Annotated in this window: 17 protein-coding genes; 5 read left to right on the forward strand and 12 right to left on the reverse strand. The window is 53.2% G+C overall.

The window, feature by feature from the left end; translation table 11 throughout:
- Position 1: 1 nt before the first annotated feature.
- The 7 genes from flgG to JCM25354_RS04760 all read right to left on the reverse strand — a co-directional run bounded on the left by flgG (position 2) and on the right by JCM25354_RS04760 (position 6,939).
- A complete protein-coding gene (gene flgG / locus JCM25354_RS04740; RefSeq protein WP_025885156.1) occupies positions 2 to 787 on the reverse strand; it encodes a flagellar basal-body rod protein FlgG in 786 nt (261 codons plus the stop codon).
- A 246-nt stretch (positions 788 to 1,033) separates the two neighbouring features.
- Complete coding sequence (locus tag JCM25354_RS16740) at positions 1,034 to 2,215, reverse strand: tetratricopeptide repeat protein (RefSeq protein ID WP_159103450.1); 1,182 nt, start codon at positions 2,213 to 2,215, stop codon at positions 1,034 to 1,036.
- Between the two features lie 56 nt (positions 2,216 to 2,271).
- Positions 2,272 to 2,436 (reverse strand): hypothetical protein, encoded by a 165-nt coding sequence (locus tag JCM25354_RS21305; RefSeq protein ID WP_159103451.1) that lies wholly within the window; start codon positions 2,434 to 2,436, stop codon positions 2,272 to 2,274.
- Positions 2,436 to 2,771 (reverse strand): flagellin, encoded by a 336-nt coding sequence (locus tag JCM25354_RS22200; protein WP_243443904.1) that lies wholly within the window; start codon positions 2,769 to 2,771, stop codon positions 2,436 to 2,438. The genes JCM25354_RS21305 and JCM25354_RS22200 overlap by 1 nt, the downstream gene beginning before the upstream one ends.
- A complete protein-coding gene (locus JCM25354_RS16745) occupies positions 2,764 to 3,519 on the reverse strand; it encodes a hypothetical protein (protein ID WP_243443905.1) in 756 nt (251 codons plus the stop codon). The genes JCM25354_RS22200 and JCM25354_RS16745 overlap by 8 nt, the downstream gene beginning before the upstream one ends.
- A gap of 18 nt (positions 3,520 to 3,537) precedes the next feature.
- Positions 3,538 to 5,100, reverse strand: coding sequence for a flagellar hook-associated protein FlgK (gene flgK, locus JCM25354_RS04755; protein ID WP_025885157.1), 1,563 nt, complete (start codon positions 5,098 to 5,100; stop codon positions 3,538 to 3,540).
- Positions 5,101 to 5,250: 150 nt separating this feature from the next.
- A complete protein-coding gene (locus JCM25354_RS04760; RefSeq protein ID WP_025885158.1) occupies positions 5,251 to 6,939 on the reverse strand; it encodes a methyl-accepting chemotaxis protein in 1,689 nt (562 codons plus the stop codon).
- Positions 6,940 to 7,590: 651 nt separating this feature from the next.
- On the opposite strand from JCM25354_RS04760, the gene JCM25354_RS04770 reads away from it, so the two are divergent.
- The 4 genes from JCM25354_RS04770 to JCM25354_RS19940 all read left to right on the forward strand — a co-directional run bounded on the left by JCM25354_RS04770 (position 7,591) and on the right by JCM25354_RS19940 (position 11,936).
- Positions 7,591 to 9,312, forward strand: coding sequence for a flagellar hook-basal body complex protein (locus tag JCM25354_RS04770; RefSeq protein WP_025885160.1), 1,722 nt, complete (start codon positions 7,591 to 7,593; stop codon positions 9,310 to 9,312).
- A 196-nt stretch (positions 9,313 to 9,508) separates the two neighbouring features.
- Positions 9,509 to 10,075: a flagellar basal body-associated FliL family protein gene (locus tag JCM25354_RS16750; protein WP_025885161.1), complete on the forward strand. Its 567-nt coding sequence runs from the start codon at positions 9,509 to 9,511 to the stop codon at positions 10,073 to 10,075.
- 48 nt (positions 10,076 to 10,123) lie between these two features.
- A complete protein-coding gene (gene fliM / locus JCM25354_RS04780) occupies positions 10,124 to 11,245 on the forward strand; it encodes a flagellar motor switch protein FliM (RefSeq protein ID WP_025885162.1) in 1,122 nt (373 codons plus the stop codon).
- A 61-nt stretch (positions 11,246 to 11,306) separates the two neighbouring features.
- The gene (locus tag JCM25354_RS19940; RefSeq protein WP_025885163.1) at positions 11,307 to 11,936 is read left to right on the forward strand and encodes a DUF6468 domain-containing protein; all 630 of its coding nucleotides are present in this window, start codon (positions 11,307 to 11,309) and stop codon (positions 11,934 to 11,936) included.
- Between the two features lie 6 nt (positions 11,937 to 11,942).
- On the opposite strand, the gene JCM25354_RS04790 is transcribed toward JCM25354_RS19940, so the two are convergent.
- The 3 genes from JCM25354_RS04790 to JCM25354_RS04810 form a co-directional block, all read right to left on the reverse strand.
- Positions 11,943 to 12,404 carry a hypothetical protein gene (locus JCM25354_RS04790; protein ID WP_025885164.1) on the reverse strand — a complete coding sequence of 154 codons (462 nt, stop codon included), beginning with the start codon at positions 12,402 to 12,404 and terminating at the stop codon, positions 11,943 to 11,945.
- A 399-nt stretch (positions 12,405 to 12,803) separates the two neighbouring features.
- Positions 12,804 to 13,136: a rod-binding protein gene (locus tag JCM25354_RS04805; protein ID WP_025885167.1), complete on the reverse strand. Its 333-nt coding sequence runs from the start codon at positions 13,134 to 13,136 to the stop codon at positions 12,804 to 12,806.
- A gap of 4 nt (positions 13,137 to 13,140) precedes the next feature.
- On the reverse strand, positions 13,141 to 14,223 hold the full coding sequence (locus JCM25354_RS04810) for a flagellar basal body P-ring protein FlgI (protein ID WP_084294638.1): 1,083 nt from the start codon (positions 14,221 to 14,223) through the stop codon (positions 13,141 to 13,143).
- A gap of 342 nt (positions 14,224 to 14,565) precedes the next feature.
- On the opposite strand from JCM25354_RS04810, the gene JCM25354_RS04815 reads away from it, so the two are divergent.
- Positions 14,566 to 15,465 carry a transglycosylase SLT domain-containing protein gene (locus tag JCM25354_RS04815; RefSeq protein ID WP_025885169.1) on the forward strand — a complete coding sequence of 300 codons (900 nt, stop codon included), beginning with the start codon at positions 14,566 to 14,568 and terminating at the stop codon, positions 15,463 to 15,465.
- A 2-nt stretch (positions 15,466 to 15,467) separates the two neighbouring features.
- On the opposite strand, the gene JCM25354_RS19945 is transcribed toward JCM25354_RS04815, so the two are convergent.
- Positions 15,468 to 16,403 carry a glycosyltransferase family 9 protein gene (locus tag JCM25354_RS19945; protein WP_051537225.1) on the reverse strand — a complete coding sequence of 312 codons (936 nt, stop codon included), beginning with the start codon at positions 16,401 to 16,403 and terminating at the stop codon, positions 15,468 to 15,470.
- Complete coding sequence (locus JCM25354_RS19950) at positions 16,400 to 17,038, reverse strand: tetratricopeptide repeat protein (RefSeq protein ID WP_159103452.1); 639 nt, start codon at positions 17,036 to 17,038, stop codon at positions 16,400 to 16,402. The genes JCM25354_RS19945 and JCM25354_RS19950 overlap by 4 nt, the downstream gene beginning before the upstream one ends.
- Positions 17,039 to 17,294 lie beyond the last annotated feature (256 nt).

Raw genomic sequence — 17,294 nt, forward strand, 5'->3', positions numbered from 1 at the left:
ATTACCGGAGGTTGGTAAGAGTCTGAAGCATTTCATTCGAGGCCGTTATGACCTTGCTGTTCATCTCATAAGCGCGCTGGGCCGTAATCAGGGCTGTAATTTCGGTCACTACATTGACCGATGATTCCTCGACGAATCCCTGGCGAACCGACCCATACCCTTCGCTTTGTGGCGTACTCAGATTGGGCGTACCTGAAGAGGTGGTCTCGGTGAAAAGGTTCTGCCCCATAGCCGCAAGACCGTTCTCGTTCTGGAATGTTGCAAGCTGAACCTGACCAGCCACCTGGGCCGTTGTCTGACCGGAAAGCGTATATTGCACCTGCCCTGATTGATCGATCGTGATATTCTCGGCGTTATTGGGCACGGTAATATTAGGTGAAAGAGGATAACCGTCAGCAGAGACGATCGTACCATCCTGAGAAAGGGAAAATGTTCCGTCTCGGGTATAAGCGTAATCCCCGGAAGGCAGGGTCACGCGAAAATAACCACGTCCTTCAATCGCGAGATCAAGAGAATTACCCGTCTGCTCAAGCGTACCCTGTTCATTGATCCGATAAATGCCAGCCGTGCGCACACCCAGACCCACCTGCGCTCCTGCAGGGACCAGATCGCCTGTATCCGAACTCATCGTGCCGGCACGACGCAGATCCTGATAGATAAGATCTTGGAATTCTGCCCGGCGACGCTTGTATCCGGTTGTTGTCATATTGGCGATATTGTTGGAAATCGTCTCGACATTCGTCGTCTGAGCCTGCATGCCCGTATTCGCAATATCAAGCGATCGCATCATTTTGTGACGTGCTCCTGAGGCCCTGACTGAAAACGACCTATGTCGAATATCCTGACAGCGCCATACGCCTTGAACAGCGAAAACACATCAAGTCAGGTAAAATGAGAGTAGCGGCAATTCCTTTTGGAAACGTAAATCGCGCCCGGCTTTCTGAAAGCCTTTCACATGCCCACGTACCGATTGCACCCTACAACGTTCCGTTTCATATTGCGAGCGTTCTGCACAAAGCTTTTCGGGATTTTTTCAAACTTTTCCCATGCACGGGGATATGTGACAATCGCGAAAGAGAATGAGCGCCTCCCGAACGGCGGAGACTGGTCCGGACCAGTCCAGAGGTGTGTCCTGTTGAAAAATCCTGACTGACCTGTACCAGGGGGAATCGATGCGACCCGAAAGCCATCGCCAGCACTGGTCATAACGTGAAAGCAGAAATGTCGGCTTGCCCAAGGCAGCTGCCACATGGCAGGTCGAGGTATCAACCGAAATAACAACATCCAGAGCAGAAACAAGAGCAGCCGTGTCACTGAAATCATGCAGATACGACGTATGATCGATCATGACCATGCCGCCCGGTGGCGTCTGCACCTGCAATGTCCTCTCGCCGATCTGAAGACTGTAGAACACGACCCCGCTCACATCTGCCAAAGGCGCAAAGCACGCCAGATCTGTTGAGCGACGACGATCAGCCAGAAACGCCGCCTGTATCTCGGGATGCGGCGCACCTGCCCAGACCAGACCCACACGCAAGGGAACAGCCTCGCTCGCCCCCTTGTCCTCTTCCAGTTTGCGCCGCCAGAAATCTTCCTTTGCAGGATCCGTGGTGAGGTAGCCTTCCGGCAAAGGGATCGTTTCAAGTGTCGTACCCAGTGCCATGGGCAGACTGAGCACAGGACATTCGAGATCATGGGCGGGCATCGCTTCTTCTTCACTCGATACCACCTGATCGGGGAAAGCACGCTGCATAAGAGAAACCAGCTCACGCCGGACGCGCAAGATCACCTGCCCGACATGCTGCGCCGCCTGAGGAAGAAAGCGCGAAAACTGTATAACATCCCCAAATCCGCCTTCCGTGGAGACAAGCAGGATCTGATCTGGTGCAGGCTCACCTTTCCACCGGGGTTTTCTCAGGTCAAAACTCTGGTAATCATGAGCCGTCCAGCGATATTCATATTCACGGAATCCTGCGGTGTACGCACCTGCCTGCAACAGGGAAACCGCATGATTGATGCGGCTATACGCATTTTCAGGCGCTAACGTGATAGCGGCTTCATGAAACTGCTGTGCCAGAGCATGCTGCCCCCTGTGATCAAGAGCCACCCCCATATTGCTGAGGGCCAGAGCGTGGTGCGGGTCCAGCTGAAGGCTGTTGCGATAGCATGCAATGGCATTCTCATACTGGCTGAGGTGAAGAAAGCTATTGCCCATATTAGACCAGCTGTCAGCCTGGGAAGGAGCAAGCTGCACCGCGCGTGAGAGAACGATTACCGCCTCGTCAAACCGGTTGAGGAGGTTGAGCAGCCTCCGTAATTGCTCAGGGTTCTTGCATCATCCGGCGCTATACCCAGCCTCGCCTCATAAGCCTTCCTTGCCTCATCAAGACGTCCTGCCAGCTGGAGGGATTCGGCGCTCCCGTCCGGATGGAACATCACAGATAATCCGCCAGTGTCATGCCCTTCATATTTGAAACAAGAATATAGGAAGCATTCAGACTTGTTTTGATATTCGAGGCGTTTGTCGCAACAGTCGCCATGTCGGCATCACGATTATTTCCCAGCTGCGTCTCCAGCATGGTGCTGACCCCGTTCAGCAGTGTCGTTTGCGCTGTCAGACTGTTCTGTGTTGCGCCTATTGTGCCCTCCTGCTCGGATAGCTGGCTGATAGTCGTACCAAGCGACGTATAGAGTTGCTTTGTCAGATCCGCAAAGCCGGGAGTCTCGGAAGACATACCGCTCATGGCAGACACGGCCATAAGATCACGCATGAGATCGCGTATGGGCGACCCTGTCGAGGTCGGGGATACCGATGATGTCGATGACGATTGCGTAGCAACAAGACCTAGCGTCGTGAATGTATTTGCCCCGCTCATAATCGAACGCTGCCTGTCCGCTGCGAGGGAAGCCGGGACTGCGAGCGTATCCGAAAAACGGAGAGAGATGTATCGTTTGATCCCGCGAGGTCGTCAGGTGCGTCAGAAGGGTGCTGGCATTTGTTCCATCGAGCGTTTTCACTCCTTCGGCAATCTGTTGCGCAAGTGTCGAAGTGGAGAGAGAGCCCTGTCCCTTGATCGGCGCCGTCGTGGTATCGGTCCCTGCGAATACGTAATTCGTGCCATCGCTCGTATTCAAAAGGGTCTTCATACTCTCAAGCGCGCTCTGGGCCGAAGACGCCGCTGCCGCAACCTGACTGGTTGTCGCAGTACCAGACACGCCCAGAAGGTTTGTCGCCAGACTTTGAGCCTCGGCCACAAACTGGTTCAGAGCCGTCGCCGTCACAGAAAGCGTGGTCTGCCCGGCGGATATATTGGATTGCCAGGATTGAACCTGTGTGATCTTCGGTGTGAGATTCAGCACGGTGGCGCGAGACGCTCCAAGATCGGCATAGGTTGCCCCGACCACGCCTGTACTGCTCTGCCATGTTGCTGCTTCCTGTTGCGCAGAAAGCGTCCTTACTCCGGCCTCGAGAATGAGCGATAGCGCAGAACCGCCATACTGATTTATCGCATTGCTCATCGCCTGCTCCTGGAATGATTACTGTATGGCGCCGAGAAGGGCGTTGAACATGGTCTGGACTGCCGAAATAATTTTGGCGTTGGCTGTATAGGCGTTCTGGAGTGCGACCGTCTTGGCCATTTCGTCATTCACATTCACACCCGAAACATCGGCCACCTTTGTCTGCAGCAAGGTCAGTACGGCAGAACTCGATGTGACACCGGCATTAGCCGCCGCAATCGTGGCGCCCTGGTTGGATGTCAGCGAGGAAGAGAGCGCCAGCAGTCCCTGGTTGCCAGAATACCCGGTCGAAAAGCTGCCATCAGGACCCAGCCCTGTCGTGGGCGCTGCCAGCGTTCCTCCTACCTGATCGGCATCTGAACCAAAACCTGCCGACAGAACCGTACTTATGACACTCGTATCGCTCGAACTGGTTGTGCCGTCGCTCTTGGTTATTGTGGTCAGAAGCGAAGGCTTTGCCGTATACGCCGCGCTCACACTCAGGCCAGAAGAAAGACCGACAATGCCGTCCGGGGCAGGTTTGGTCAGATCGGATCCACTGATAACGGACGAACTCCCTGCGCCCGTTGTAAACAGGGGAAGACCGGCACTGCTGAAACGGTTCATGACTGTATAAGAGAACGAGTCGAGCTGGGTCTGCATCTGAGGATAGACCGTATCTCTGAGGCTGATATCAGCTCCCAGACTGCCACCCGTCAGACTGGACGTGATATCCTGTCCGGCAAGGGTGATAGCTGGTACGGATGTTTTGCTGTCCTGTTTGCTGTAAGCCATACTGGCACTGAGCGTTGCACTGGATGTTACCAGCGGCCATGTCGAGCTGGGCAAGGTCTGACTGCTGTTTTCCTGGCCCACCTGATCCGGTCGCGTTGGAAGCCGCGTGCCGTCAGCCGTCTGCACCATCATGTCGCCGTTGCTGTCGGACGCAAAGGATACATTCAGGTTTGTCGATAGATCGGCCATGACCCCGAGACGCTGGTTTTCAAGGTCGGCAGTGTTCTGTCCCAGCCCCTTGAATTTCATGATCTGCTGCGAGAGAGCACCAATCTGCGTAAGGTCTGAATTCACTGAGGATACTGTTGAAACAACATTATCTGCTGCTTCCTGCCTCTGGGTTGCATAGGTTGAGGCCAGAGTATGTATTGTATCGACAAATGCCGTCGCCTTGTTGAGGACGGCAGATTGCGAAGCCGCCTGAGACGGGGTTGATGTAAGAGAAATCAGAGCGCTCTGCAGATTACCCAGCTGATCAGTGAGCGAAGTCGTGCTGCCTGAATCCGCTGAGGTGGAACCCTGTACCGCCGAAAGAGCCGCCAGAGAATTGCTCATTGTAGTATAGGAGGAGGACGCGGCATTCTGCCGATATAGCGACGACTGAAGAGCCTGATTGATCGAAAGCTGTGTTGCCCCCAACCGCACACCAGCCCCGACGCCCCCGGCAACCGAGGATAATGTCGCGATAGTTTCCTTTACATAGCCGGCCGTGCTTGCATTAGCGACATTATTCGCCGTGACGGCATATTGTGCCTCGATGACGTTCAGGCTACCCGATGCAATGGAGAGAGAAGCCAGAAGATTCATCTTTATCCGTTCCGCAAGATAACATGACCGCTTACGGCCCGATCGACGGGTTTCGTCACATTGCCGCATCATGAAAACTGGCGACACCCCGGGCTTTAACGGGAAATGGTTTCTGAAAGGTTTCAGAAACGGTCAGCGTAGCGACCTGATTTACAGACCACCAACCGCCCTGAGCTGAACATGCGGGTCAGCCGTCAGAGTGAACTCATTCACAAGCTCCTTGAGACGACCCGCCTCACCTTTCAGACCATTTGCGGCCGCATTCGTCTCTTCAACCATTGCTGCATTCTGTTGGGTAACGTGATCAAGCTGCCCCACAGCCTGATTGATGCGGCCAAGTCCCTCAGCCTGTTCTTCGGCACTATGGGCAATTTCCGTGAGAGTCGTGTCGATTCCGGAAATCTGGCTGACGATCCCCTTCAACGCGGTCCCGGCATCGGCAATGAGCCTCGCTCCCTGATCGGACTGCTCAACGCCTCGGGCAATCAGAACACGTATCTCCTGCGATGCCCTTGCAGATCGCTCGGCAAGGTTGCGCACTTCAGTCGCCACAACAGAAAAACCCTTCCCGGCCTCACCGGCTCTGGCCGCCTCTACGGCCGCGTTCAATGCCAGAAGATTCGTCTGAAAAGCGATCTGTTCAATCATGGCTGTAATCTGGGAGATCGCTTTTGAGGATTCTTTCATCTTCTCCATGGCTGCCACAGCTTCATCAACGACGCTGTTCGCCTGCAAGGCATCCACGCGCGCCTCCGAAGCTGAAATCGCGGCGTTTTTTGCACTACGGGCACTTCGCGCCACTCTGACTGTGATTTCATCCAGCGTCGCTGCGGCCTTCTCGAGACTGCCCGCCTGCACTTCAGTTCGTCCGGCAAGCTCGGTAAACGCCTCGACAATTTCACTGGCGCCCCTGGCAACGACTTCCACCGCTGACGAGACATCACGCAGCGTCATATCAAGCTTTTCGATTGCCTGGTTGAAATGCTCCCGCAATTTCTCATAGACGAGATCAACAGTCCCACTCATGCGGAAACTCAGGACATTATCGGCGAGCTTCGCCAAGGCCCTGCCAATACCATCGATTGCCTGTACACGCCCGGTTATTACAGTTGCATATTTGACAACCTTGACAACATGACCATGAATATCAAAGATTGGGTTATATGACGCCTGCAGCCAGACATACTGGCCGGTTTTATCAAGACGTCTGCATTCAAGTGGTACATATTCTCCACCCTGCAGACGATTCCAGAAATCAGTATATTCCGGGCTATCGACCATCTTCCGGTCAAGAAATATACGATGGTTTTTCCCCACTAATTCTGGGAGCGTATACGACAAAGCAACCAGAAAATTATCGTTTGCCGTTATGATGGTACCGTCTGGCATAAACTCGATAACAGCCAGGGCACGCGAAATTGCATCAAGCTTACCCTTCGTGTCGGCACGAAGCATGGCTGCCTCTGTCACAACGGCCGCCACCTTGACGATCTTGTATATCCGCCCCGAAACATCGCGCACCGGATTATAGCTCGCATGCAACAACACTTCGTTACCTTTTTTGGTAAACCTTGTGCATTCCTGAGAATAAGCTTCTCCGGATGCCAGCTTCTGCCAGAAACCGGCATATTCCACCGTCCTGGCGTAGGCATCGCCTACGAAAATGGCATGATGTCGCCCGACAATCTCTTGCAGCGTGTATCCCATAGCCGAGCAGAAATTGGCATTGGCTTCGAGGATCTTGCCATCAAGATCAAACTCAATGAAGGCAAGAGCCTGCTCCAAAGCACCGAGCTTGGCCTTGGAATCCGCCCAACCACCGGGCCACGACTTCAGCATCACAGTGATTCCCCACAACCAGCATGCGAAATCGCCTGGAAACTTGATATTCCTGTTAATCTCATTTTTTCAGATTTTCTGCCTGCTTAACGTTTCTTTTTCGCAATATATTTGCTGGTAGTCTCTTCTTTCGTCAGAAATCATACCTGAATTTCAACCCATATATTTTCTTGCGGACGAGACATCTGCAATCCTCACGTTTCTCAGTAGCGGCTATAGAGACGAATAGGCGAATTTTCTTGACCTGATTGCATGATGATAGCTTCTTTCCATTCTGGCATTCTCCTTCTGGGATGCCTTCTGGTTAACAGAAGGTTTCATTAACCAATATTTCATAAATCATTCTTCAGGCTAATGGATTTCTGCCTTTTCTGACGGAGAAGCTTGCTTTCGCATTTCTGCCTCATCAGATCACCTGACTACGCAACAACGCTTGCTTTTCCCTCCATCCATGCTACCCATGGCCCTGCTAGGCTTCGTATCGAAAAAGGAATATTCACCTCGCTGGATAGGGTGAAGGCAGAAAACCTGATCTCTGCGGGGCAAGTCGATTTTCAGATGATCTCCCTCCGTTTCATTTCAGGATGCCTCGCGTTTTCATCTCCTGCGGACAGGTGAAGCAACCGGCGGCGCACCAGTCGAGGATACCAAATGTCAGTTTTCAATGCTCTTACGACAGCGGTCAGCGGCATCAACGCGCAATCAACGGCCTTTACCAATCTGAGCAATAACATCGCGAACAGCCAGACTGTCGGCTACAAGGCGGATACGACTGCTTTTCAGGATTTTGTAGCTGGTTCACTTGTCGGCAGCACGGCTTCTGCCGACGTGTCTGACTCGGTCTCGGCCGTTACAGTGCAGCATGTCGATAATCAGGGTACGCCGACAAGCAGCAGCAATAGTCTGGCTTCAGCCATCTCAGGCAACGGCCTGTTCGTTGTCTCAAAGCCGACAGGCGCAACAAATAGCAGCACGACTCAATTCCAGGATCGGAATTATTTTACCCGCAACGGCGAATTCAGCAAAAACAGCCAAGGGTATCTGGTCAATACAAGCGGTTATTACCTGAACGGCTATATGGTCGACCCAGCCACAGGGCAACTCGGCAATTCGCTCAGCGCCATCAATGTCGATAATGTTGACTATCGTCCGCCCCAGACAAGTGCGATAACGCTGACAGCTACCGTGGGTAAGATTCCTGCAGATACCTCAAAATATGAGGCCGAGAGCTACACTACTGCACCTGCAACAGTTTACGATGCCAATGCAACGGCGCATCACGTCGCCCTGACCTGGAACCAAAGTGAAACCAACCCTCTCGTGTGGACCGTAAGCGCCTACGATACGGACGGCAAGAACACGATCAATCTGGCTGACAATACCTATAATGTCACCTTCAACAGCAATGGCACGCTTGCAGATGTAACCGATTCATCAGGCAAGAGCATAGGCTCTACAACGAGCGGGGCCGCCGTCACATTACCGATCACGGCATCATACGATGCCACTTCCACCCAGACGATGACCCTGTCTCTTGGGACAATCGGTGGCACCAGTGGTACCATTATGACGTCATCGACAGGAACGGCCAGCAAAAGTGCCGCATCGGGTCTCGTACTGACCACTGACACCACGACCGGCGCCAAGACCCTTACCCAGAGTGATGCGCAAATCGGTACAACAACCGGCTCAAATCAGAGTTACATGACAGCGCCAACAACAGTATCCGGCGTTCCTGTCTCCATGCTCTGGACACAGACCTCTGCCTCACCTCCGCGCTGGGATGTATCAGCCGTTAATATGTCTGACGGCAGTGCTTTAAGCGGAAAAACGTCGATCACTTTCAACGCTGACGGTACCGCCAACGGAGCACCAACATCGATTGCCACCACAATCAATGGCACAGCATATACAATCTCACTTCCTGCGATGAACAACTCGAAGAGCCCGCTTCTCTCAACCTCAAGCACACTTGGTACGGACACAACCGCACTGACCTCGGACAGCGTCAATGCAGGCAGCTACGAAGGCGTCCAGATCCAGAGCGACGGTTCGGTCACGGCGCAATTCAGCAATGGTGCGTCCCAGCTCGTGGGGAAAATTGCACTTGCGAACTTCAACAACGTCAACGGCCTGAATGCCGTTGATGGCCAGGCCTACACTGCTACCGTAGCTTCAGGTAATCCGACGATCGGCGTTGCCGGTGCAAATGGTACAGGCACATTATCAGTTGGCTATACGGAATCCTCCACTACCAATCTGACGAGCGATCTTTCTGCACTGATCGTCGCACAAGAGGCTTATTCGGCCAATACCAAAGTCATTACGACCGCCGATACACTACTCCAGGCTACGATTGCCATGAAGCAATAGTGCGCGCCCTGACTGCGCCTTTTGCCGCCCCGGGTTTCGCAACAGCTCACCCGGTCAGGCAAAAGGTACAGCGCCATCAGTGAAAGTGAACCAACCGTTTCATAATCCTGCGGACCTGATGTCGGATCCTGACTTGTATCACGGTCGGGCTTACACTTTCTTCATCAGCTGTTCATAATTTTATTGAAGCCGGGCGATGCTGCGCCCATCAGCCTCTCTTGTTTCGAGCTTTGATCCTATGAGTGAATCCCAATTCGATGACAGTCTCGACATGAAACCTGTCGGTAACGACCGGTTGGGCCAAAGCACACAGCCAAACAAGAAACGACGTCTCCTGATCATAACCTTCCTGCTTGTGTTGTGCCTTATTGGAGGAGGAAGCTATCTGGCCATTCAGAAAGGATGGCTTTTCGGGCAAGCTTCATCAGGAAAAATTGCCGGAACTGCCGACGCCCCGCCCAGGACAACGCTTCTGGCGATCCCTCCGGTCATTTCAAGTCTGGATAACGGCGATGCGCGCCCTGTCTATGTCAAGATGACAACAAGAATCGAGATCGAAGGCAAGGAAAGCGAGGCCTCGCTCAGGCCCTATATTCCGGCCATCCAGGATATTTTTCAAACCTATCTTCATGAGACACGTCCTCAGGAAATCAGGGGAAATGGTGTTTATCGCTTGCGTGAAACACTCTTGCGTCGAATTCGCATACAAGTGGCACCACTTAAAGTAACCAATATCTATATCACCGAGTTTCTGATCCAGTAATCAACTGCGCCGGAATACTTCTATAATAAATTTCGGACAAACCAGATAATGACAGACAAAGCCGCACCTTTTTCCAGAGCCAATGGTGATTTCGACAGGGAGTTCCTGCATGCCTCGGGGGAAAAAGGGCATTCGACTGACACCCCCCCTGATAACGAAACACTGCATGAAATGCTTGACCAATCGGAAATCGATAATCTGCTTGGAGGCGCCTTCAGCAAGATATCTGAACGTCATGAAACCGGGATGGAGCGCATCATACGGGCAGGTTTTGTGGCTTATGAGCGTATGCCCATGCTCGAGATCGTGCTCGATCGTCTCGTTCGCCTTCTGACAACCGGTCTGCGCAATTTTACCAACGACAACGTCGAAATCACCATGGAATATACCCGTTCCATGTGTTTTGGTGACTATGTCAACAGTGTACCTTCTTCTTCACTGTTTGCCGTATTCAAGGCAGTGCAATGGGAGAATTTCGGTCTTGTCGTGATCGACTCAGCTCTCGCCTATTCGGTCATCGATATTCTCATGGGAGGACAGCGTGGCAGAGGCCACTCTGGCGTCGAGGGCCGACCCCATACGGCTATCGAACGCGCCTTGCTTGAAAAGCTCGTAACACTCGCTCTCAGGGAGCTCTCTTTCGCATTTGGACCTGTCTGCGAAGTCGATCTCGTTTTCGAGCGGCTTGAAGTCAGCTCCCGCTTTGCAGCCATTGCCCGGGCGTCAAATGCTGTCGTAACGTCTAAAATGCATATCGACATGGAAGACAGAACCGGCAATATGGACTTGGTCATTCCTTATGCCACACTTGAACCTGTACGTGATCTTCTCTCACAGCAATTCATGGGAGAGCGCTTCGGTCGCGATTCGGTCTGGGAAGATCATCTTATTGCCGAAATCATGGAAACTGATGCAGAGATCCTTGCGGTTCTGGAGGAACAATCAATCCCCCTGTCGCGCCTGCTGGATATAAAACCCGGAATGCAGATACTTTTTCCGCAAAAAAACAAAGGGGGCCTTCCGGTAAGCCTGCAGTGCAATCAGACGCCGCTTTTTGAAGGACATCTTGGTCAGACGAACGGTAAAGCTGCTGTCAGAATAGACCAGAGGCTGGTACCAGATGACAGTCCCCATACGCACAACCCAGATCCGTCGCACCCATCTGATTGAGCGACACAGAAATGCATTATGTGGCCCGGTTCAGGCCCAATCATGAGAAGGATAGCCCATCATGCTGGCGCAGATACAGATATTCATAGAAATTGCGCTGTCCGCTTTGCTTCTACTGGGTATTGCATTCAATTTTCATATCAGCAAAACACTTTCGTCGCTCAAGAATGACAGAGCCAACCTGCTGAAATTGATTGAAAAGCTCGAGACAAGCATCAAGAATGCTCATGATGGTGTCGAGAAACTGCGTGTGGCCGGACAGGTCAGCGGTCGACCTCTGACAAGAACGATCGAGCAGGCAAGAATTGTCAGCTCTGAACTCGATACTCTGGTCGATCGTGCCGAATCCAAAGCTGATAAGCTGACAGAAGTGACCAACAAGGCGTCTGCGCGTGAGCAGATTCTTGGCAAACTTCTGGATGACGCTGCCGATCTGAAACTCGATTTGCTTCGCAGAACAGAAGCACCTCTCATAGAGGAACCCGAAAACGAGGGGACGTCTTCATCCTTCGGGGCAGACGAGACTGGAATGACAACCCTGCCCCCAGACATGCAAGACAGGAAAATATCACCCATAAAACAGAGTCAGCCAGACCTTCTCAAACACAAGGAGAAAGTCTCGGATATGAGAAGTTCCACCCCCTTCAAACAGCGATATGAGAAGACTTTTCTGGGTGGCCCCGTCCGGTAGACGAACTTACCAGTAAGCCCCGCTGACATAACGGGGCTGGCTTGCCCCCGGATCCGCCTTGTGGGACCAGGCGCTCCAGTCCCAGATGGCCGTATCACGCCGGTTTTCCGCTGACATCTCAGGAACAGACGGCACATTCCGGATGGGTTTGTGTCGCCCCTTTTCGAGGGGAGTCGAGTTTACGAGGTAAGCGTAGGCAATGTCGGTCCCCATATAAACGCACCCGCAGCCAATAGGATCTGCATACAGATAGACCAGACCAGATGGCGATTCCCTGTAGGTCATGACACCCGGAGGGAGTGTGTTCATCATGGCATAACGGGCAGTGGTATCTGCCGGGTAGGCTATAAACCCGGCATCAGAAATGCGCTTGCCCATCGCAAGATAGGGTCTGGCAGGTGACTGACAGGCAAGCAGGGCAATCGACAGGGGCCACGACAGCAGAAAGAATCGTTGGATGGCATTCATATATCGCTTCGCAAAGTCAGCGCCTCCCCTTGCGCAGACGTCATTGCATAACGCCCGGTCGCACTGTACCCTTTTGGACCTTCATCTTCCGCATTGCTGAAGACCAGTTGTATGAACTGCGTCTGGGCTTCGACAGAGCACTCAAGCAGAGACTGATTCTCTTTGATCAGCTTTCCGAATGGCGACAAAACCTCTTCAATCTGCTGTTTACTCCCTCCGCTTCGCCAAAATGCTTCAGATGCTGATCTACCTCCTCGATTTCTTTTGTTTTGCGAGGGAGTATCTCGATAACCTTTCCAGGACATCCCGCCCGAAGTGCCGCGTTCTCGTCTTCCAGCGTCTTCATCAGACGCGCCACGGCATGCAGAACGTCTGCGAGCATCTTCTCTGCCTCTGTGTTCATGAAGAGGCTTTTTCCTGCATGGCCAGTATCTGACGATAGACACTATCGGCAATACCAATACCGCCTCCCCTGGCAATCTCCTTCCCCATCTCCAGCACCTGCAACGAGCGAAACTGCTTTTCCGCGGCACCGCCACCGAACGCGTTGTCAGATGTATCAACGGTATCGAACATAGGCTGAAGCAACTCTCCCAGAGTGACGCCCTCAAAGGAAATGGCCGTCTCACGAGCCTTGTCCAGCTTGGCTTGGTCCGTGGCCTGACGCGCAGCACTCTGCGCAACATCCCTTCTGGCAGATACGGCATTGATCAGGGAGAAACTGTCACTCATGACTCTATCGAACCTCCAGATCTGCCTGCAGGGCGCCATCGGCCTTGATGGCTTGCAAAATGGCAATCATGTCACGTGGACCCATCCCGAGCGCATTGAGCCCTGAAACAAGGCTCGCCAGGGTTGGTCCTTCGCGCAGAATACCAAGACGATGAGAACTGTCCGTACTGGCATCAATCTGTGTTCTCGGGACAATCGCTGTCGTACCGTTCGAAAAAGGAGCGGGTTGCGCGACGAGCGGTGTCTCTGTCACCTGAATTGTCAGATTGCCCTGAGCAATTGCCACCGTGCTGATACGTACATTATCACCCATGACGATCGTCCCGCTTGCCTCATCGACAATCACCTTGGCCATCGTATCGGGTTCTACCGTCAGATCGCCTATACGATAGAGCAATGAAGGCGCATCACGCCCGGCCATGTTGACGGCGATCGTGCGAGGATCGTCCATACGCGCCATTCCACGTCCGATCGATCTGTTGATGGCGTTGACGATACGGTTGGCAGTTGTGAAATTGGGGTTACGAAGAGACAGGTGAATAATACCGCCATTACCCAATACAACCGGGACTTCGCGCTCCACTACGGCACCATTGGCAATATGACCCGTTGTCGGAATATTACGCGTTGCCGAAGCGGCAGCGCCACCTACAGCGAAGGCATTGGTAACAAGGGAGCCTTGGGCAACGGCATACACCTCGCCATCGGCGGCCTGGAGGGGCGTGACCAGCAAAGTACCGCCAGCAAGATCACGCGAATCACCAACAGCGGAAACAGTCACATCGATACGCCCGCCACCATGAGAGAAAGGAGGCAGCGTCGCGGTTACCATAACAGCGGCAACGTCATGTGTTTGCAGCTGGATCTCACGATCACGGATATTCACGCCAAGCCGGTTGAGCATGCTGATCAGGGTTTCACGCGTGAAGATCGTATTCGTCAGCCTGTCACCCGTTCCTCTCAGACCGACAACCAGACCGTAACCAACCAGCTGGTTGTCACGTACGCCTTCATAATCGACAATATCCTTGATCCGCACAGATGTTGCCCAAGAAGGAGGAGCATATCCCAGCAATGGCAGAACCATTGCCAGCAACAGCGCAAAACCTGTCCGGCGCTTCAGCAAGATGACCCCCACCCATATTGTCTCCGAGGTTACTCCTCGTACGACCGGACAGCGATATGAGCCGGCATCTCGCGACAATAATATCTATGCAGATTGATAATATTCCGTAAACCGCATGACAATTCCAGCCAGCGTGTATCTGCTCCAACCCTACGATACGTTCGTGCAACTTTCAACAGCGCCTGCCCACATCATCTGATCACCAGCTTTCTCTTCATGAGATTTTTACGTGACACATGCGATGGAGCGTATCAAAGTGGAGGGCAACCTTGTAGCATTGCGATACACAGGCCCAGGATTGGCTTGATATCTCACCTCAGGGACAGCTTTTTTGTTGTCTTCGACGAGGTCAGGCGCAGCCTTGCGCAAATTCATACTCTGAGTGCCGTCGTAATCATGCGCATCTTTTTTTCTGTCTCCACTCTAGGTGTGATCTTGCTGGCACAAAACCCATGCTCGCACGCATTCGCTCAGAATGGAGAGACAGAGCGCTGCCGCGAAGCAGCCAGTCAGGCCGAACGTACTTATCATATTCCTGACGGGTTCCTGTATGCGATCAGTCGGGTAGAGAGCGGCAAAAAAGATGGAGACGGACGACTCACTGCCTGGCCCTGGACAATCATGGCCAACGGAACCGGTCATTATTATACAACCCGATCTGACGCCATCAATGCAGCCGCTGAATTTCGCCAACAAGGCATTACTTCCATTGATGTTGGCTGCATGCAGATCAATCTGCAACAACATCCCGAAGCGTTCTCTTCCCTTGATCAGGCTTTTGATCCTGTGAGCAATGCCCTGTTCGCCGGACATTTTCTCGTTCAGTTGCATGACAAGACAGGCAGCTGGCCAAGAGCAGCAGCAGCCTATCATTCCCAGACCCCCGGTCTGGGTACGCCCTATCAATGGAAGGTTCTGGAAACCTGGGCCATTCCACAGGATGAGGTTATCACCCCCCGGGCCTCGACAAAGCACCCGGGCAGGGCGACACAGGGCAACTCAGAGGAAGAACCATCCTCCAATACCCTTGCGGCTGCGGAGGAATCTCCATCAGCTCCTGTCATCAGGAATTTTCATCCTTTTACGGGGTTTTCCCATATCACCCAGCCTCTGGCCCATCACTCCGGAATGACAGGCATGAAAGGACGCGGTCTTGCCTCCTATCGAAGCATGCCTACCCCCCTGGCCAGACCAACGGGCTGACATTATCGGGATTGCCTCATCTCAACCCAGAGACGGAGGGCCCTTCCTACCTCCTGCAGCACAGGGGCAAAAGAACGTTCACGCGAACGAAAAATACGCATGGTCGGATACCAGGGGCTTCCTTGACCGTCATCGCCCCAGCGCCAGCAGGCATCCCAGCGGCTGATCAACCAGACCGGACAGCCTAGCGCACCGGCAAGATGAACAGGAGAGGTATCAACCGATATAATCAGATCGAGTGTCTGCATGATTGCCGCAGTATCAGCCATATCAGAAACCGCATCCATCGGATCGACAATTTCCTGGCCCTCCCACTCCTTCAACGCATCGCGCGCAGGACCAAACTGCAAACTGACCACAGTCGCGTCAACCGGCAGCATCTCAGCTACCATTTCCTCAAAACTGATCGAACGACGCTTGTCGGCCAGCGCAAATTCCGATCGTGTGCGGCGTTCACCTGCCCAGACCAGTCCAATACGAGGCTTGTCGGTAGGAAGTGTTGTCTTGATCTGCGCCACTGCCAATGGATCAGCTTTCAGGTACGGTACGTTTACCGGAATATCCTGTACCGTATGCATCCCTGACAGATAAGGCAGATCGGGAATCGGAGCGACATAGTCAAATATTTCCAGATCAGGAGAAACCGTCGCGTCGAGCACGGTCAGATTGGCAAAGGACTGACGAAACAAGCGGGTAAGACTGGCGGGAACATGGACAGTAATACGTGCCCCACGTCGCACCAGATCCGTTGCAAACCTGATAAACTGTATCGTATCGCCAAGCCCCTGCTCCTGGAACAGCAGCACATGCCTGCCTGTCAGCACATGTTCCGGCCGGAGTCTTTTTCGGGCCAGCAAGTCACTCTGACGGGCAGATATCTGTAACTCACGCTCGAAGTAGAGAGGCCATCCCTTCTCGAACTGTCCTGCCTTGATCAAGCGCAAGCATGACCGAAAGCAACTTCCTTGCGTCCGGGATTGATCTGGAGAGCTTTCTCGTAAAAGGCCAACGCCTCATCCGAACGATTGAGTCGCTCAAGCGCGCACCCAGCGTTGTTCAGAAGAGAGTCACTGATATTCCCCTCGCGCAACAGGGACATCGTCACGTTGAGCGCCTCGACAGGATACCCGACCTCCAGAAGGGACATGGAGACGAATTCCCCGATCTCGGTTCTCTGATCCGGATGACGGTTCATGAGAGTGGCAAAAGAGGCGCACCCCTCGGCTACATCCCCCCGGACAATACTGACATAAGCCAGAAAGCATTGCGCCACCACGTGATCAGCGTCGATACGCAGAACATTCCGGAGGAGCAATTCTACGATCTCGTATCTGGACGTATGACGCAAAACGAGCGTGGCGCCTGCCAGAGACAGAAGAATGGCCTCCTGATGAACTGACACTGTCTCGAGGATACGCTGAAGCCCGGAAACACCATTGCCTGCCAGAAATAATGTTTCGCATGACTGAGAGAACCGGGCCGCATCAGGTGGCGAGCCGGCAATCTTCCACCATTCCTCTTCAACTGAAGAGCCATTCTCCGGGCCGTCGACATTTTCAGTACCCTGGCTCATCTGGTCATCCATCTCTTTCTGCATATCAGCCCCCATCCAAAAGGAGGAACAGGCGTCTCGTACTTAATATCTTGCTTCCCCCCGGAACTCAGGATACCTGTCTCGGGAAATGCACGTGCCGGATAAGGCACAGACTACCTCACCAGACACAACATAATCCTGCTGACTGTGTGTTCATCGCCCGGTAAAATGCACCCCAGTCCAGGGAAGGGAAACGGATATCTTGGATACCGCGAAAGGCTCTCCTGACCCCGGA

Source organism: Asaia prunellae JCM 25354 (genome assembly GCF_000613885.1).
GTDB classification, from domain to species: Bacteria; Pseudomonadota; Alphaproteobacteria; order Acetobacterales; family Acetobacteraceae; genus Asaia; species Asaia prunellae.

What these genes read in the sequence shown, in the direction of transcription:
- flgG (WP_025885156.1), bottom strand. Translation starts at nt 787, where the DNA reads ATGCGATCGCTTGATATTGCGAATACGGGCATGCAGGCTCAGACGACG.
- JCM25354_RS16740 (WP_159103450.1), bottom strand. Translation starts at nt 2,215, where the DNA reads ATGGGCAATAGCTTTCTTCACCTCAGCCAGTATGAGAATGCCATTGCA.
- JCM25354_RS21305 (WP_159103451.1), bottom strand. Translation starts at nt 2,436, where the DNA reads ATGTTCCATCCGGACGGGAGCGCCGAATCCCTCCAGCTGGCAGGACGT.
- JCM25354_RS22200 (WP_243443904.1), bottom strand. Translation starts at nt 2,771, where the DNA reads ATGCGTGATCTTATGGCCGTGTCTGCCATGAGCGGTATGTCTTCCGAG.
- JCM25354_RS16745 (WP_243443905.1), bottom strand. Translation starts at nt 3,519, where the DNA reads ATGAGCAATGCGATAAATCAGTATGGCGGTTCTGCGCTATCGCTCATT.
- flgK (WP_025885157.1), bottom strand. Translation starts at nt 5,100, where the DNA reads ATGAATCTTCTGGCTTCTCTCTCCATTGCATCGGGTAGCCTGAACGTC.
- JCM25354_RS04760 (WP_025885158.1), bottom strand. Translation starts at nt 6,939, where the DNA reads ATGCTGAAGTCGTGGCCCGGTGGTTGGGCGGATTCCAAGGCCAAGCTC.
- JCM25354_RS04770 (WP_025885160.1), top strand. Translation starts at nt 7,591, where the DNA reads ATGTCAGTTTTCAATGCTCTTACGACAGCGGTCAGCGGCATCAACGCG.
- JCM25354_RS16750 (WP_025885161.1), top strand. Translation starts at nt 9,509, where the DNA reads ATGCTGCGCCCATCAGCCTCTCTTGTTTCGAGCTTTGATCCTATGAGT.
- fliM (WP_025885162.1), top strand. Translation starts at nt 10,124, where the DNA reads ATGACAGACAAAGCCGCACCTTTTTCCAGAGCCAATGGTGATTTCGAC.
- JCM25354_RS19940 (WP_025885163.1), top strand. Translation starts at nt 11,307, where the DNA reads ATGCTGGCGCAGATACAGATATTCATAGAAATTGCGCTGTCCGCTTTG.
- JCM25354_RS04790 (WP_025885164.1), bottom strand. Translation starts at nt 12,404, where the DNA reads ATGAATGCCATCCAACGATTCTTTCTGCTGTCGTGGCCCCTGTCGATT.
- JCM25354_RS04805 (WP_025885167.1), bottom strand. Translation starts at nt 13,136, where the DNA reads ATGAGTGACAGTTTCTCCCTGATCAATGCCGTATCTGCCAGAAGGGAT.
- JCM25354_RS04810 (WP_084294638.1), bottom strand. Translation starts at nt 14,223, where the DNA reads ATGGTTCTGCCATTGCTGGGATATGCTCCTCCTTCTTGGGCAACATCT.
- JCM25354_RS19950 (WP_159103452.1), bottom strand. Translation starts at nt 17,038, where the DNA reads ATGAGCCAGGGTACTGAAAATGTCGACGGCCCGGAGAATGGCTCTTCA.